A 15914-nucleotide genomic window follows, 5' to 3' on the forward strand; every position below is an offset into this window, starting at 1 on the left:
TGCCTGCTCACTGAGACCCGCCACCGCTCGCGCCGACCACTGTCGGCCGCGCTGGCGTGCCGCCGTCCGGTCTCACCGAAGGAGCACGCATGTCACCTGCACCGATCTTCCAGCACCCACTCGCCTACCTGCTCGGCCTCCAGGGCGTCGCGCTGATGCGGGCCTACGCCGGCGACTACGACCGAGACTTCACCCTTGCCCGGCTGGCCGAGGTGCGCGCGCTGCTCGACCGGGCCGACCAGCTCGGCGACGGGGTCGTGGTGCCACCGCTGCCCACCGACGACGGGTACGGCACATGGGCACCGTCGTACGACGGAGACAATCCGTTCTTCGCGATGGACGAGAGTCAGTTGCTGCCGATCCTCGATGCGCTCGCGCCGGGTGTTGCGGCCGACGTTGCGTGCGGCACGGGGCGCTACACCGCGCACCTGGCCGCGCGTGGCTTCGACGTGCGGGGCTTCGACACGTCGCCCGGCATGCTCGAGATCGCCCGCGTCAAGGTGCCGGCCGCCGACTTCGGACTCGCCGAGATGGCCCGTCTCCCCATCGCTGACCACAGCGTCGACATCGTCGTGAACACCCTCGCCCTCAGCCACGTCGAGGACCTGGCGCCAGCGTTCGCCGAGGCCGCGCGAGTATTGCGGCCGGGCGGCCACCTGCTGGTCTCGGACGTCCGCGGCTACTTCCTCGGCTCCCGGCGGACACCGCTCCTCGGACAGAACGAGCTGGGCCCCGGCTACATCCCCGGCTGGGCGCACCCGACCGGCGAGTACCTGCGCGCCGCTCTCGCTGCGGGTCTGGTGGTCCGTGACTGCCAGGAGCTGGTTGCTCCCGTGGTCGACCGGCCGGAGGACGAGATTCCCGTCCCACCGACCCCCGGCGAGCCGGCGAGCATCTGGGATCTCCATCCTTGGGCGCCGGTCGCGGCCCGTGCGGTCCGGGACGACCGGGTCTGTCTCATCACCTGGAACTTCGTGAGGGAGTGATCAGCGCAGGCGCTCCGCGGCGAACCGAGCAGGTGGATCCGCGATCGCGTCCTGGGCGGGGATCAGCGCGAGCTCGCGAGTGCCGGCGGCCAGCGTCGCCTCCAGCACGGCGAACACCGCGTTGGTCGTGCGCTCGAGCGCGGTCGCCGGCGAGCCCGTCTCCAGCAGGTGCGCGAGGTAGAGGGCGGCGGTCAGGTCGCCGCCGCCGTTCGGGCCGATCGGCAGCAGGGGAGTGGTCACCGCCCACGCGCCGTCGTCCGAGACCGCCACCACGTCGAGGTTGTCACCCGTGTCGGGGTAGCGCACCGACGTCACCAGCACGTCGCGGGGTCCGCGCGCGCGGAGCTCGTCGACCGCGGCCAGCAGCTCGTCCGGGTTGGTCGTCGTGCGGCCGGTGAGGAAGTCCAGCTCGAAGTGGTTGGGAGTAATGATGTCGGCGCGCGGCACCACCGCGTCGCGGATGAACTCCGGGATCCCTGGCCGCACGAACACGCCCCGCCCGACGTCGCCGATCACCGGGTCGCAGCAGTAGACCGCGGCCGGGTTGAGCGACTTCACGTCCGCGACGGCGTCCAGGATGACCGCGCCCATCGCGGGATCGCCCTGGTAGCCGGAGAGGACGGCGTCCGCCGTACGGAGCACGTCGCGGTCGCCGAGTCCGGCGATCACCTCGCGCACGTCTTCCGGCGCGAGGAGCGGTCCGCGCCAGTCGCCGTACCCGGTGTGGTTGGAGAAGTGCACCGTCAGCACCGGCCAGACCTCGTGCCCGAGGCGTTGCAGCGGGAACACCGCTGCGGAGTTCCCGACGTGCCCGTAGGCGACCGAGGACTGGATGCTCAAGATGCGCACGAGGACGATCCTCTCAGCGTCGACATACGAAACCCTTTCGTACGGAAACTAGAACGCGTTACAGTTACCCGACCGCCGTACGTCGAAGGGGACACACATGCCCAAGCGCAGGGAGCCGCGCAGCAACGAAGCCGACTATGTCGTGGTCGGCTCCGGGAGCTCCGGATCGATCGTTGCGGCCCGCCTGGCCGAGTCCGGCGCGACGGTGATCATGCTCGAGGCCGGGAAGTCGGACGAGCAGATGCTCACCAAGATCCCCGGGATGATCGGCCCGATGCACGCGGAGCCCAAGATCAAGACGCTCAACGACTGGGGCTACTACTCGGTGCCGCAGGAGGGCCTCGACGGCCGCCGGATGCCGGCGCCCCGTGGCAAGGTGCTCGGCGGCTCGAGCTCGGTCAACGGCATGGTCTACGTGCGCGGCAACCGCGCCAACTACGACTCCTGGGCCGCCGAGGGCAACACCGGCTGGAGCGCCGACGAGGTCAACCCGGCGTTCAAGCGCTACGAGGACTTCGAGGACGGCGAGAACGACTACCGCGGCGCCGGCGGACCGATCCGGATCACCCGGTGCAAGACACCGCAGGAAGCCACCGCCCAGTTCATCCAGGCGACCGCCGACACCCTCGGCGTCAAGGTCCTCGACGACTACAACGCCGCGGAGCAGGAGGGCATCGCCCGGATGCAGCAGAACGCTGCGAACGGGCTGCGCTACTCGTCCTCGCGCGGCTACGTGCACCACCTCGCGCCTCGGACGCTCGAGGTGCAGACCCGGGTGCAAGCCACCCGGATCGTGATCGAGAACGGCCGCGCCGTCGGCGTGGAGGTCGCCGACCTCGACAAGACCGGCACCGTCGCTACCACCCGCAGGCTGATCCGAGCAGGCAAGGAGGTCATCCTCTCCGCCGGCTTCATCGGCAGTCCGCAGCTGCTGATGCTCTCCGGCATCGGGCCCGCCGACCACCTCGCGTCGGTCGGCATCGACCCCGTCGCGGAGCTCCCGGTCGGCGACAACCTGCACGACCACCTGTTCCACCCGCTGACGTTCCACGTGCCGACCGTCACGCACCGGGGCACGGCGATCTACTTCGGCAAGGGCCTGATCAAGGAGAAGGTCCGCGGCGGGTCGTTCCTCGCCAACTCGGTGTTCGAGTCGGTCGGCTTCGTGCGCACGTCGTTCGCCAAGGACATCCCCGACCTGCAGCTGCACATGCTGCCGTGGTCCTACCCGAGCCCCAACCAGGACGCCCCGATCCGGCACGAGGTCGACCCCCGGCCGAGCATCAGCGTCTTCTCCACCCTGATCTACCCCCGCAGCCGGGGCACGATCCGGCTGGCGTCGTCCGACCCGCTCACCGCACCGCTCATCGACTACGGGTTCTTCCGGGAGAAGGACGACATCGAGGTGCTCGCGGAGGGCACGGAGATGATCCGGGAGATCATGGCCGGCGCGGCATTCGGCGGGACGGTCAAGGAGGAGATCAACCCGGGCGCGACGCTGAAGGGCAAGGAGCTGCGCGAGGCGCTCAAGCTGCGCTCGACATCGGTCTACCACGGCGTCGGCACCTGCCGGATGGGCGTCGACGAGCGCGCGGTGGTCGGTCCCGACCTCAAGGTCCGGGGCATCGACGGGCTGCGGGTGGCGGACGCGTCGATCATGCCGTCCATCACCGGCGGCAACACCAACGCGCCGTGCTACATGATCGGCGAGAAGGCCGCCGAGATCATCCTGGGCGAGCGATGATCAGCCCGCGGAGAGGTACGACGACGACGCGCCCCGCGGCGCTCACCGACGACCTCCTGGAGAGCCTGGTCGCCCGCGTGCCCGGATCGTCCGGCGCGACCTGGAAGCTCACCGAGGTCTACACCGGTGAGCTGCTCGTGGAGCTGCCGCAGTCGACGCAGGAGGACATCGAGCGCGCGTTCCGCGAAGCGCGCGCCGCCCAGCGGCTGTGGGCCCAGTGGCCGGTGAAGAAGCGGCTCGAGGTCTTCGAGCGGGCGCACACGCTGCTCCTCGACAACGCGCTCACCACGACCGACCTGATCCAGGCGGAGAGCGGGAAGAACCGGCGGATGGCGGTCGAGGAGACCTGCGACCCGCCGATGATCATCAGCCACTACCTCAAGCGCGCCCCCAAGCTCTTGACGCCGAAGAAGCACGGCGGCCCGGTCCCGTTCCTGTCGTCGTCGACCGAGGTGCACGTCCCCAAGGGGGTGGTCGGGATCATCGCGCCCTGGAACTTCCCGTTCGCCACCGGTCTCTCCGACGCCATCCCGGCGCTGATGGCCGGCAATGCGGTCGTCGTGAAACCCGACAACAAGACCGCCCTCAGCCCGCTCTACGGCATCCGTCTGCTCGAGGAGGCGGGACTCCCGAAGGGGCTGTTCCAGGTGGTTTGTGGCGAGGGGCCCGACGTGGGCCCCACGCTCATCGACAACGCCGACTACGTCATGTTCACCGGTTCCACCGCGACCGGTCGGGTGATCGGCGAGCGGGCCGGTCGCAACCTGATCGGCTGCTGCCTCGAGCTCGGCGGCAAGAACCCGATGATCGTGCTCGACGACGTCGACGCCGAGGAGTGGGTCGAGAGCGCGACCTTCGGGGTGTTCGGCAACACCGGCCAGATCTGCATGCACATCGAGCGGATCTACCTCCCCGAGAGCCGGTACGACGAGCTGCGTGACGTCTTCGTCCGGCGGGCGGCCAACCTGAGGATCGGCGCGTCCTACGACTTCGGTCCGGAGATCGGCAGCCTGGTCTCACCCGACCATCGCGACCGGGTGGCCTCCCACGTCGAGGACGCCGTCGCCAAGGGCGCGACGGTCCTGACCGGCGGCCGCGCGCGGCCCGACCTCGGGCCCGCGTTCTTCGAGCCCACCGTGCTCGAGGGCGTCACCCAGGACATGCTGGCCGGGAAGACCGAGACGTTCGGTCCGGTCGTCGGCCTCTACTGCTACCGGACCGTCGACGAGGCGATCAAGCTCGCCAACGACACCGACTACGGCCTCAACGCGTCGGTGTGGAGCGGTGACATCGCCCGCGCGGAGGCGGTGGCCGAGCGGATCGACTCCGGCAACGTCAACATCAACGACGCGCTGGCGACGGCGTACGCCTCCAAGGCCACGCCGTCCGGTGGCGTCAAGAACTCAGGAGTCGGCGCCCGGCACGGCGACCAGGGTCTCCTGAAGTACACCGACGTCAAGAACGTCGCGGTGCTCAAGAAGCAGGTGCTGGGCGCGCGGCCGGGCCAGGACTACGACTCCTACGTCAAGCAGATGCTCAGCTCCCTGAAGCTGATGCGACGACTCCGCGTGCGCTGAGGACAGGCTCCAGGCCCGGTCGAGCGTGTCGACCGAGCCTGGCTCCCCGGGTCAGGCCTCGATGGCCTGCGTCTCGACCTTCGGCGCGGAGCCGGCGATCTCGATCTTGCGCGGCTTGGCCCGCTCGGCGACCGGTACGACGAGCCGGAGCACGCCGTTCTCGTAGCCGGCCTCGATCTTGGTCAGGTCGAGGTTGTCGCCCAGCACGAGCTGGCGGCTGAACTGGCCGTGGGTGCGCTCGGACGCGAGCCGCTGCCAGTCGCCGTTGCCGGCCACGCGCTCGGCCCGCACCGTCAGCACGTTGCGCTCGACGTCGATGTCGACGCTGTCCTTGCCGATGCCCGGCAGGTCGAACTCGATGACGAACCGGTCACCCTCGCGCCACGCGTCCATCGGCATCACGGCGGGGCGGTTCGTGGTGCCCGCGGAACCGAGCAGCTGGCTGGCCAAGCGGTCGAAGTCACGGAACGGGTCGGTGGATCGCAGCAACATGGTTCCTCCTTCGTTGACGGTCGGACAGGTCGTCCGACGGCTCCAAGATCTGTAACACTGGTTATAGATTATCTGTTCCAGTAGAGTCAAGCCCTGGCGGAGGAGGTGATGGCAGTGGCAGGTGAGCAGGTGCGGGGTGTCTACGCCATCTCCGTCGCGGCCGACCTGGTCTCGATGGAGATCCAGAACCTGCGCGTCTACGAGCGCCGCGGCCTGGTCGCCCCGGCGCGGTCCCCCGGCGGCTCCCGGCTCTACAGCAGGGCCGACATCGAGCGGCTCCACCGGATCCGCGAGCTCCTGGCCGAGGGCCTCAACCTCGCCGGGATCCGGCGGGTGCTCGAACTCGAGGCGGAGGTTAAACGCCTCCGTGGCGAGAACTCCGCACTCCGAGAGCGACTCTGACAGCACGGCGAATGAGGTTGCGGGGGTGCCGAGGGGGTACCGCTGGTGCAGGTCGCGTCCGCGGCCCGGGCTCTTTGAGGGAGGGACCCAGCATGGAAATCCTAGGTGTCATCATCGCGGGCATCATCATCGGTCTGCTTGGCAAGTTCGTGGCCCCCGGCGACAAGGACAACATTCCGATCTGGCTCACGATCGTCTGCGGGATCGGTGGAGTTCTCATCGGATGGTTCGTCTACGACGCTTTCGGCGGCGACACTACTTCGGGGGTCGACTGGGTGCGCTGGGTCGTCGCGATCATCGTTGCGGCCGTTCTGGTCATGATCGCCTCCGCTGTCACCGGCAGGAACACGTCCAAGACGTCGAAGCTCAAGCACAAGGTGACCTGACGCAACGTGGAACGTCACGAGCCCCGACCGAGTAGTTGGTCGGGGCTCGTGCCGTTCGAGGTCTCGAGTACCCTCGTCCGGGGGACGGGCGACCGCCCGGAACTGCTCAGGCGACCTGCAGCGACCGCTTGGAGAGCCCCATCCAGAAGCCGTCGACGACCTGGAGACCGGGCGCACCGGGATCGGTCGCGGCGCCCAGCGTGACGAACAGCGGGCTGTAGTGCTCCACCGTCGGGTGGGCGTAGGGCATGCCCGGCGCCTTGGAGAGGTACGACGACAGCTCGTCCACGTCGCCGCGCGTCAGTGCCTCCGCCGCCCACTGGTCGAAGTCGGCGGACCACTGCGGCACGGCGGCTTCGATCCGGAATTCCTTGAGGAACGGCAGGCCGTGGGTGAGGAACCCGGAGCCGATGATGAGGACGCCCTCGTCGCGCAGCGGTCGCAGCCGCTCACCGAGCCTGAGCAGCCGCTCGGGGTCGTGGGTCGGCAGCGACATCTGCAGCACCGGGATGCCCGCATCCGGGTACATGATCTTCAGCGGCACCCAGGCGCCGTGGTCGAGCCCCCGCGAGGTGTGTTGGTGCACCGGCTCGGTGTCCGGCATCAGCTTCGCGATCCGACCGGCGAGCGCGGTCGCGTCGGGCGTGCGGTAGGTCATCCGGTAGTACTTCGGATCGAACCCGCCGAAGTCGTAGACCAGCTCGGCGCCGCTCGCGCTCAGCGACACCGGCGCCGACTCCCAGTGGGCGCTCACGATCAGGATCGCCTTCGGGCGGGGGAGATCCGAGGCCCACGCGGCGAGCTGGCCCGACCAGACAGGGTCGTCGAGGAGCGGCGGCGCGCCGTGCCCGATGTAGAGAGCCGGCATCCGCCCGTCGGCCGCCGTCGTTGCTTCGGTCATGACCACCTCAATGGTTGAGGATTCAACTTTATTCCATCGGGAGCGACCAGTCCACCGGGTGCGCGCCCCGCTCGACCAGTAGGTGGTTGACCCGGCTGAACGGCCGCGACCCGAAGAAGCCCTTGCTCGCGGCCAGTGGCGACGGGTGCGCCGACTCGACGCAGGGGATCGTGCCCAGGTGCGGCTTGAGGGTCTGCGCCGCCCGCCCCCAGAGGATCGCCGCGACCGGTGCTCCGGCGTCCGCTCGACGTACGACCGCCTCGATCGCGCACGCCGTGACGTGCTCCCACCCCTTGCCCTTGTGGGAGTCCGAGACGTGCGGCTGCACGGTGAGGACGCGGTTGAGCAGCATCACGCCCTGGTCCGTCCACGCGGTGAGGTCGCCGTGCGGCGGCGGCGTCACGCCGACGTCGGTGGCGAGCTCCTGGTAGATGTTCGCCAGGCTGCGCGGGATCGGGCGCACGTGCGCATCGACGGCGAAGCAGAGGCCGATGGGGTGCCCGGGGGTGGGGTAGGGGTCCTGTCCGACGACCAGCACCCGGACCTCGGACAGCGGCCGGCGGAACGCGCGGAACACGTGGTCCCCGGCCGGCAGGTAGGACCGCCCGGCAGCGAGCTCCTCCCGGAGGAAGGCGCCCATCGCGGCGATGCGTTCGTCCACCGGCGCCAGCGCCTCTGCCCAGTCCGGGGCCATCAGGCCCTTGGCCACGAGTCCCGCCAGCGCGCTCATGACCACATTCTGTCGGCTCTGGCCGAGCGTGTCGCAGACGGAGCTCGGCGCACGGACCATCGCTTCGCTCGGCCCGCGGCCTTCGCACCGTGCGGCTTCGCCGCGGTGCGCCACGCTGCCGGCCGTAGGCTCTTCCCATGACCGACACCCCGGTGACGAACAACATCGAGCGCAAGCGGTTCGAGATCCACGTCGAGGACGGTCGGCTCGCCGGGTTCGCCGAGTACGTCGGGCGCGACGGCGTGCGCGAGTTCGTCCACACGGTCGTCAAGGACCAGTTCGAAGGTCAGGGGATCGGCGGCAAGCTCGCCCGGGCCGCCCTCGACCAGACCCGGGCCGACGGCCTCAAGGTGGTCGCGACCTGCCCGTTCATCAAGGGCTGGATCGGCAAGCACCCGGACTACGAGGGCCTGCTGGTCTGAGGCCGTGCGGTCCAGCCATCGGTGGTAGCGGTCGCGAGGACCTCACCGGGTCTCGATACGCCCGGTTCCGGGCTCGCAAGCTCGCCCGGACGGGCACTCGACCTCCCGTCCTGATCTCCGGCTTCGCGAGCTCAGCCGGAGGACGTGAAACGGCGCCCCTCTCCCTCCTAGGGGCGCCGCCTGACACGCAGCTCCGACGCGGGCCACGAAGAAAACTTCACTGGACCGCCGGCGGCGCCAAGGGCACCGGCCAGGCGGGCTCCCTCCAGGGGTGGCCCTCATGACCCGCGTCGGTGACCACGACTGTAGGAGCCGGACACCCCGTGACGGATCGGACGTACGGATGGTCCATGTAGTCACAAATGACTAGATGGATCGGGACCCCGGCCTGCGCTACTTCTTCAGCGCGCGGGACGCCGACGAGGTGTGGCGGCGGGTGGGGTTGGTGCCGATGGCGGACGCCGTGCTCGAGGACGTCCCGCGGGTCGTCTTCTTCGCGGGTTGCTGGGTCGCCGTCTTCTTGACGGCCTTCTTGGTCGTCTTAGCAGCGGCCTTCTTGGCCGCCTTCTTGACCGCCTTCTTGACCGGCGCCGGCTCCGGGTCGGCCGTCGACCACTGGCTGATCCACTCGTCCATGACGACCCAGGTCGTGTGCCGGGCGGCTCGGCCGGTGAGCATGCCGAGGTGTCCGCCGGGGACGATCTCGAACCGGACCTCGGACGAGCCGGTCAGCAGTGGCACCACCGCCTTGACCGCGGGGACCGGGGCGATGCCGTCGGTCGAGCCGCCGAAGACCAGGACGGGCACCTTGATCTCGCCGAGCCGGATGATGCGGTCGTCGAGCTCGAACTCCCCGGTCGCGAGCTGGTTGCCCTTGGCGAACCGGTGGTAGAGCTGCCCGAACGTCCGGCCGGGGTAGGCGATCATGTTGTCGGTGAACCGGTCGACCGCCTCGATCTGCGCGAGGAACTCGGCGTCGTCGATGTGGCTCGCCAGCGCGAGTGGCTTGGTCACCAGCTTCTGGAACGACGACATCTGGAATGCCCACTTCACGACCGGCTTCGGAGCGCCGCCCAGCATCCGGTAGCCCTTGGTCAGCGGACCCCTGCCGTTGAACCAGTTGAGCAGCGGCCGCAGCGGCGCGACCAGCGGCACCAGCGACACGTCGATCGGCGAGCCGGCCGTGGTCAGCGAGGCGATCGGGAGGTCGGGCTGGTCGGCGGCGGTGAGCAGCGAGAAGAGGCCGCCCAGGCTCCACCCGATGACGTGGACCGGACGGCCGCCGGCGTGCGCGGACACCTCACGGATCGCCGTCGGCACCACCTCGTCGATCCAGTGCTCCATGCCGAGGTTGCGGTTGCGGAAGGACACCTCGCCGTACTCCACGAGGTACGTCGGCCGCCCGCCGGTCACGAAGTGCTCGACCAGCGAGCAGCCGCGGCGCAGGTCGTAGCAGATCGCCGGCGCGGCGAGCGGGGTGACGAGCAGGACCGGATCGCCGGTCTCCTTCACCGTGCCGGACGGGCGGTAGTGGTAGACCTCGCGGAGGGTCCCGTCGTCAATCAGGGTGCGCGGCATCGGCCGCAGGTCGGCGAGACCGCCGTAGAGCATCTTGTGCGCCACGTTGCTGGCCGCGGAGACGACCTGATCAGGCTTCGGGATCAGATCCATGGGCGAAAGTTACCTCGCCGGGAGCAGGCAGGGCAGCGACGTCCGGAGACCGGCTGCGCCGATCCGGGGCCCGCTCAGGACCGGGTCGCGGGGCGGGGGTTCTTCGTGTGGCCACCGACGTCCTCGAGCTCGGTCATGAAGCTGGCCGCCCAGGCCTTCACGTCGTGCTGGCTGATCGTCTTCCGCATCGCCCGCATCCGCCGGGTGAGCTCCTTCGGTTCCGCGGCGTACGCGTCGAGCAGTGCGGACTTCATGCCGTTGATGTCGTAGGGGTTCACGAGCCAGGCCTGCTTCAGCTCCTCCGCCGCGCCGGCGAACTCCGACAGCACGAGGGCGCCGTCCTCCTCGACCCGGCAGGCGACGTACTCCTTGGCGACGAGGTTCATGCCGTCGCGGTACGGCGTCACCACCATGATGTCCGCGGCGCGGTACAGGGCGGCCATCTCGTCGCGGGGGTAGGAGGTGTGGAGGTAACTGATCGCCGGACGCCCGATCCGGCCGAGGTCGCCGTTGATCCGGCCGACCAGGCGCTCGATGTCGTCGCGGAGGATGCGGTACTGCTCGACCTGCTCACGCGACGGGACGGCCACCTGGACGAAGACGGCGTCCTCGACGTCGAGGTGCCCGTCGCGCATGAGCTCGCTGAACGCGCGCAACCGGGCGTAGATGCCCTTGGTGTAGTCGAGCCGGTCGATGCCGAGGAAGATCCGGCGCGGGTTGCCGAGCGCCTCGCGGATCTCCTTGGCGCGCTGCACGACCTGCCCTGAACGCGCGAGCTCCTCGAAGCCGGCGGAGTCGATCGAGATCGGGAACGCGGCCGCGCGCACGGTGCGGCCGTCCGGCAGGTAGACGAGGTCGCGGTGGGTCTTGTGCCCGACCCGCTGCCGGACCAGGCGGACGAAGTTGGCCGCGGCCTCGGGGAGCTGGAAGCCGACCAGGTCCGCGCCGAGCAGTCCCTCGAGCAGCTGCCGGCGCCACGGGAGCTGCTGGAAGAGCTCGGCCGGCGGGAACGGGATGTGGAGGTAGAACCCGATCCGGAGGTCGGGGCGCAGGTCGCGGAGCATCTGGGGCACCAGCTGGAGCTGGTAGTCGTGGACCCAGACGGTGGCATTCTTGGCAGCGAGCTCGGCGGCCTTCTCGGCGAAGCGCCGGTTGACCTTGACGTACTCGTCCCACCACTCGCGGTGGAACTCCGGCTTCGCGACGAGGTCGTGGTACAGCGGCCACAGGGTCGCGTTGGAGAAGCCCTCGTAGTGGCCCTCGATCTCGTCCTGCGACATCGACATCGGTACCAGGGAGAGGCCGTCGTCCTCGAACGGCTTCAGCTTCTGGCCGGCGCCGCCGGGCCACCCGATCCACACGCCGCCACCGTGGGTGCGCATCACCGGTTCGATCGCGGTGACCAGGCCGCCGGGGGAGCGGCGCCACACCTTGCGCCCTGACGGCAGCGTCTCGCGGTCTACCGGCAGTCGGTTGGCAACGATCACCAGATCGTGGGTCACGGGTGCCACCTTAGTTGTGCGCGACCGCGCGGCTGCGACACGCTCGCGTCTTTCGGCTCTGCGCGGCAGCGTGGCGCACCGCGGCGGAGCCGCACGGGGCGCAGCCCCTGGGCCGAGCTTGCGATGGCCCGGGCGGCAAGCTCCGTATGCGACACGCTCGCGCCTTTCAAATAGTCCTGTTGGCTGGATGGTTCGGGCGTCGGCGCGTTCCTAGCGTTGAGGACATGACCGACACGATGCTGATGCCCGTGGTACCCACTTCCGACCGGACCATCGCGCGCCGGGTGCTGCTCGACAGCGCCTACGCCTTCACGGCGTTCGTGCTGGCGATCCCGGCGTTCGTCCTCGTGGTGGCGGGTGTCGCGGCGGGGCTGGGGACGATGGTCGTCGCCGGACTGGGCCTGGCGGTGCTGCTGGGGACGGCGTACGTCGCCCGCGGGTTCGCGCACGTCGAGCGGCTCCGGCTGCGCTCGATGGTCGGGGTCCCGGCGCCGCTGCCGTCGTACCAGCGGGCGCAGCCGGGGGACAGCAAGGTGCGCGCAGTCCTGACGCCGCTGCGTGACGCACAGTCCTGGCTCGACATCCTGTGGTGCCTGATCGGGTTCGTCACCGGCGCCTTCGCGTTCGCGGTCACCCTGGCGTGGTGGGCGACCACGCTCGGCGGGCTCAGCTACTGGTTCTGGGAGCAGTTCGTCCCCCGTGGACCCGACAACCGGTCGCTGGCCGACATGATCGGCCTGGGCGAGAGCCGGTCGGCCGACGTCACACTTCAGACGGCGGTCGGACTCGTGGCGCTGGTGACGCTCCCGTTCGCGGTGCGGATGGCGGCCGCGACCCACGCCGCGGTGTCACGGGTGCTCCTGTGCAGTCGGGTCGAGCTGATGGACCGGATGGTCCGGATGGAGGAGAGCCGCGACTCGGCCCACCGTGCCGAGGCGCACTCGCTCCGCCGCCTCGAGCGCGACATCCACGACGGCCCGCAGCAGCGGCTGATCCGGCTCGGGATGGATCTCGGCCGGGCCCGGCGCCAGCTCTCCGACGATCCCGAGCTCGCCGCGGACACGATCGACGCCGCTCTCGCTCAGACCAGGGAGACGGTGGATGAGCTGCGTGCCCTGTCGCGCGGGATCGCCCCGCCGCTGCTGGTGGACCGCGGCCTCGAGGTGGCCGTCCGTGAGATGGCAGCGGGCCAGGCGATCGCCGTCGACGTCGCGGTCGACGTGCCGACCTTGACCGAGCCGGTCGAGACCGCCGCCTACTTCACGGTCGCCGAGGCGCTCACCAACATCGCCAAGCACAGCGAGGCGACCCGTGCGCAGGTGGCGTTGCGCGCGGAGGACGGGATGCTCGTCGTGACCGTCGACGACGACGGTCGCGGTGGTGCGCGGGTCGTGCCCGGGCGCGGTCTCGACGGGCTGCGCGAGCGGCTGGCCGGCGTCGACGGCGACCTCGTGGTCGCCTCGCCCGACGGCGGGCCGACCCGGCTCCGCGCTGAGGTCCCGCTCCGGTGAGGCAAGGACGAGGCCCGCGGCCCGATGGCCTGCTGCGCGACGCCCCGCGGGCGTCTCGCGGCGTTGCCGACGCTCGCAGGACGGACCAAGTACAGCATCGCGACGGCGCCTTGCGAGACACTCCGCGGATGCGCCGCTCGCAACGGCCCCGGACCCCGGGCCTCGCCCTCGTCATCGCCGACGACTCGGTGCTGCTCCGCGAGGGCCTCCAGCTGCTCCTCGGCGAGGCCGGCCACGAGGTCGTCGCCACCGTCGGCGACGGCCCGGGACTGGTCGACGCCGCCCTGGAACATCGTCCGGACCTCGCCGTGGTCGACGTCCGGATGCCGCCGACGCACACCGACGAGGGCCTGCGCGCGGCGCTCGCCGTACGCCGCCGCTGGCCGGAGGCGCGGCTCCTGGTCCTGTCCCAGTACGTCGAGGTGTCGTACGCCGACGACCTGCTCGCCACCGGCGAGCGCGGGATCGGCTACCTGCTCAAGGACCGGGTGACCGACGTCGACGAGTTCCTCACCTCCGTCGACGCCGTGGCCGCCGGGGGCACGGTGCTCGACCCGATGGTGGTGCGGCAGCTGATGGCACGCCGGAGCGACCCGGTCGCCCGGCTGACGCCGCGCGAGCGCGAGGTGATGGCGCTGATGGCGGAGGGCCGGTCGAACGGCTCGATCGCCGAGGCGCTCACGGTCACGCTGGGTGCGGTCGAGAAGCACACGCAGCGGATCTTCGCCAAGCTCGACCTCGCTCCGGACGACGACGCGGCCCATCGCAGGGTGCTGGCCGTGGTGCGCTTCCTCCGCGCGGCGGGCTGACCCGGCTTCGATTGCTCGCAACACCCCGGGCGCCCGAATGACATCGTTGTGATTCGACGTCTACAGTGGGCCCAGACCACTGTCGAACATCGGGGGAGAAGCGAATGGACCCGCAGCGGAGTACCCCGGCCCCAGAGGCCGGCGGGACCACCGCGGCCGAGCTCAGCGATCGCGACCGGGAGATCCTCGAGTTCGAGCGCCAGTGGTGGAAGTACGCCGGCGCCAAGGAGACCGCCGTGCGGGACAAGTTCGACATGAGCTCCACCCGCTACTACCAGGTCCTCAACGCCCTCATCGATCGTCCCGAGGCGCTCGCCGCCGACCCGCTGCTCGTCCGCCGGCTGCGCCGGCTCCGCTCGCAGCGGCAGCGCCAGCGCTCCGCCCGCCGCCTCGGCTTCGAGGTCTGAAAGGTCGGAAAGCCCATGCATGGTCGTCCTTCCCCCGACCAGGTCCGCCACCGCGACCAGCGCGGCGCCGTACTCCCTTCGCCCGTCGTGTGGCTGAGCATCATCGCCGTGGTGGTCGCCGCCGTCGCCTTCGTCGCCACGCGCGACGCCGACCCGGAGGAACGTGAGATCACTACCTCGTCCTCCAACGGCGAGACGTCCGACTCCCCGACCCCGACCGATGAGGAGCCGGAGTCGGACGACCCCACCGAGACCACCACTCCTGACGAGCCGGAGAAGACCAAGCCGCCGGTGGTGCGCAGCGAGGTCGGTGTCGTCGTCTTCAACAACACGAGCATCAGCGGCCTGGCCAGCGAGACCCTCGCCCGGGTCCAGGAGATCGGGTGGAACGGCCTCGCGGCCGACGACTGGTACGGCACCATCCCGGCGACCACTGTCTACTTCCCGCCGGGCATGCGCGACGCGGCGCAGAAGCTCGCCCTCGACCTCGGTGTCCAGCGGCTGATGCCGGCCGACGCGGGCATGAGCGACACCAACCTGACCGTGATCCTCACCGGCGCGCTGAGCTGAGGACCTGAGCCCCCGATCGGCACGGGTTTCACCCTGCGCCACCCGGGTGCTTCGCGTTTCGTGATTGGCTTGGGCACGTGCAGTTCTCGTCTATGGAGGGTGAGCATCGCTACGCGGACCTCGTCCGCGTAGCCGACCGCACCATCGTCGGCCTCGACTTCGACGGCACCCTCTCCCCGATCGTCGACGATCCCACCCAGGCGAAGATCCACCCGGCGGCCGCGGAGGTGCTGATCGAGCTCGCGCCCCACATCGCGGCCATCGCGGTGATCACCGGGCGACCGGCCCGCCAGGCGCTCGACCTCGGAGGTCTCGAGGACGTCGGCGACGCGATCCAGGCAGCCGGTAAGGAGCTCTACATCTTCGGGCAGTACGGCAACGAGCGATGGTCCTCGCGGCAGCGGCGGATCGTCGCGCCGCGTCCGCCGCGCGGTCTCGCCACCTTCGAGCGGGACCTGCCACGGACCCTGCGCCTCGCCGGAGCCACCGACGCCTACGTCGAGGACAAGGGCCTCGCCGTCGCCGTCCACACCCGTCGGCTCCCCGACCCGCAGGCAGCGTTCGAGCGGCTGCTGCCGCCGCTGCGCTCCCTGGCCGAACGCCACGACCTGGTGGTCGAGCCCGGCCGGAGCGTGATCGAGGTCCGCTCGCCCGGCTCTCACAAGGGGCTCGTCGTGGAGAAGCTGGCGGCCGAGCTGGACGCCCGTGGCTTCCTCTTCGCCGGCGACGACCTCGGGGACCTGGAGGCGTTCGAGGCCGTCGCGGAGCTCGAGAAGCAGGGCCTCGCGACGGTCCGGGTCTGCTCGGCCTCCCAGGAGCAGAGCGCGCTGCTGCCGCTGTCCGACATCGTGGTCAAGGGACCCGAGGGCGTGGTCGCCCTGCTGCGTCAGCTGCGGCTCGACATCACGCAGGGGTCAGCGACCGGCTGACGGGGCGCGAGCAGGCACGGCGGCCC

General features: G+C 70.3%; 17 protein-coding genes. 11 read left to right on the forward strand and 6 right to left on the reverse strand.

Annotation, left to right across the window (positions count from 1 at the left end; all coding sequences use genetic code 11):
* The first annotated feature begins 89 nt into the window (after positions 1 to 89).
* The gene (locus tag SHK19_RS03975) at positions 90 to 986 is read left to right on the forward strand and encodes a class I SAM-dependent methyltransferase (RefSeq protein WP_322456799.1); all 897 of its coding nucleotides are present in this window, start codon (positions 90 to 92) and stop codon (positions 984 to 986) included.
* Here the strand turns inward: SHK19_RS03975 and pdxY are convergent, their stop codons facing one another.
* Complete coding sequence (gene pdxY, locus SHK19_RS03980) at positions 987 to 1835, reverse strand: pyridoxal kinase PdxY (protein ID WP_322456798.1); 849 nt, start codon at positions 1833 to 1835, stop codon at positions 987 to 989.
* 97 nt (positions 1836 to 1932) lie between these two features.
* Here pdxY and SHK19_RS03985 point away from each other — a divergent pair, with 97 nt between their 5' ends.
* Together SHK19_RS03985 and SHK19_RS03990 are read left to right on the forward strand one after the other, a co-directional pair.
* Positions 1933 to 3579 (forward strand): GMC family oxidoreductase, encoded by a 1647-nt coding sequence (locus tag SHK19_RS03985; RefSeq protein WP_322456797.1) that lies wholly within the window; start codon positions 1933 to 1935, stop codon positions 3577 to 3579.
* Positions 3576 to 5156 (forward strand): succinic semialdehyde dehydrogenase, encoded by a 1581-nt coding sequence (locus tag SHK19_RS03990; RefSeq protein WP_322937921.1) that lies wholly within the window; start codon positions 3576 to 3578, stop codon positions 5154 to 5156. The genes SHK19_RS03985 and SHK19_RS03990 overlap by 4 nt, the downstream gene beginning before the upstream one ends.
* Positions 5157 to 5207: 51 nt before the next feature.
* Here the strand turns inward: SHK19_RS03990 and SHK19_RS03995 are convergent, their stop codons facing one another.
* Positions 5208 to 5648 (reverse strand): Hsp20/alpha crystallin family protein, encoded by a 441-nt coding sequence (locus SHK19_RS03995; protein WP_322937922.1) that lies wholly within the window; start codon positions 5646 to 5648, stop codon positions 5208 to 5210.
* A gap of 114 nt (positions 5649 to 5762) precedes the next feature.
* Between SHK19_RS03995 and SHK19_RS04000 the strand changes: the two genes are divergently transcribed.
* Positions 5763 to 6050, forward strand: coding sequence for a MerR family transcriptional regulator (locus SHK19_RS04000; RefSeq protein WP_322456794.1), 288 nt, complete (start codon positions 5763 to 5765; stop codon positions 6048 to 6050).
* Between the two features lie 92 nt (positions 6051 to 6142).
* Entirely contained in the window at positions 6143 to 6436 is a 294-nt protein-coding gene (locus SHK19_RS04005; protein ID WP_322456793.1) for a GlsB/YeaQ/YmgE family stress response membrane protein, read from the forward strand.
* A 106-nt stretch (positions 6437 to 6542) separates the two neighbouring features.
* Here SHK19_RS04005 and SHK19_RS04010 read toward each other — a convergent pair whose 3' ends face one another.
* On the reverse strand, positions 6543 to 7337 hold the full coding sequence (locus tag SHK19_RS04010) for a dioxygenase family protein (RefSeq protein WP_322456792.1): 795 nt from the start codon (positions 7335 to 7337) through the stop codon (positions 6543 to 6545).
* Positions 7338 to 7365: 28 nt separating this feature from the next.
* Positions 7366 to 8067 (reverse strand): uracil-DNA glycosylase, encoded by a 702-nt coding sequence (locus SHK19_RS04015; RefSeq protein ID WP_322456791.1) that lies wholly within the window; start codon positions 8065 to 8067, stop codon positions 7366 to 7368.
* A gap of 137 nt (positions 8068 to 8204) precedes the next feature.
* On the opposite strand from SHK19_RS04015, the gene SHK19_RS04020 reads away from it, so the two are divergent.
* Positions 8205 to 8489, forward strand: coding sequence for a GNAT family N-acetyltransferase (locus tag SHK19_RS04020; protein ID WP_322456790.1), 285 nt, complete (start codon positions 8205 to 8207; stop codon positions 8487 to 8489).
* 393 nt (positions 8490 to 8882) lie between these two features.
* Here the strand turns inward: SHK19_RS04020 and SHK19_RS04025 are convergent, their stop codons facing one another.
* Together SHK19_RS04025 and SHK19_RS04030 are read right to left on the reverse strand one after the other, a co-directional pair.
* Entirely contained in the window at positions 8883 to 10160 is a 1278-nt protein-coding gene (locus tag SHK19_RS04025) for an alpha/beta fold hydrolase (RefSeq protein ID WP_322456789.1), read from the reverse strand.
* Between the two features lie 74 nt (positions 10161 to 10234).
* The gene (locus SHK19_RS04030) at positions 10235 to 11662 is read right to left on the reverse strand and encodes an alpha,alpha-trehalose-phosphate synthase (UDP-forming) (protein WP_405030456.1); all 1428 of its coding nucleotides are present in this window, start codon (positions 11660 to 11662) and stop codon (positions 10235 to 10237) included.
* A gap of 224 nt (positions 11663 to 11886) precedes the next feature.
* Here SHK19_RS04030 and SHK19_RS04035 point away from each other — a divergent pair, with 224 nt between their 5' ends.
* The 5 genes from SHK19_RS04035 (at position 11887) to otsB (ending at position 15888) form a co-directional block, all read left to right on the forward strand.
* Positions 11887 to 13173 carry a sensor histidine kinase gene (locus SHK19_RS04035; RefSeq protein ID WP_322937923.1) on the forward strand — a complete coding sequence of 429 codons (1287 nt, stop codon included), beginning with the start codon at positions 11887 to 11889 and terminating at the stop codon, positions 13171 to 13173.
* A 128-nt stretch (positions 13174 to 13301) separates the two neighbouring features.
* Positions 13302 to 13982: a response regulator transcription factor gene (locus SHK19_RS04040; RefSeq protein WP_322456786.1), complete on the forward strand. Its 681-nt coding sequence runs from the start codon at positions 13302 to 13304 to the stop codon at positions 13980 to 13982.
* A gap of 104 nt (positions 13983 to 14086) precedes the next feature.
* On the forward strand, positions 14087 to 14389 hold the full coding sequence (locus SHK19_RS04045; protein WP_322456785.1) for a DUF3263 domain-containing protein: 303 nt from the start codon (positions 14087 to 14089) through the stop codon (positions 14387 to 14389).
* Between the two features lie 15 nt (positions 14390 to 14404).
* Positions 14405 to 14959 carry a LytR C-terminal domain-containing protein gene (locus tag SHK19_RS04050; protein ID WP_322456784.1) on the forward strand — a complete coding sequence of 185 codons (555 nt, stop codon included), beginning with the start codon at positions 14405 to 14407 and terminating at the stop codon, positions 14957 to 14959.
* A 77-nt stretch (positions 14960 to 15036) separates the two neighbouring features.
* Positions 15037 to 15888 (forward strand): trehalose-phosphatase, encoded by an 852-nt coding sequence (gene otsB, locus SHK19_RS04055; RefSeq protein ID WP_322456783.1) that lies wholly within the window; start codon positions 15037 to 15039, stop codon positions 15886 to 15888.
* Positions 15889 to 15914 lie beyond the last annotated feature (26 nt).

Origin of the sequence: Nocardioides bizhenqiangii (assembly GCF_034661235.1) — a bacterium.
GTDB lineage: Bacteria > Actinomycetota > Actinomycetes > Propionibacteriales > Nocardioidaceae > Nocardioides > Nocardioides bizhenqiangii.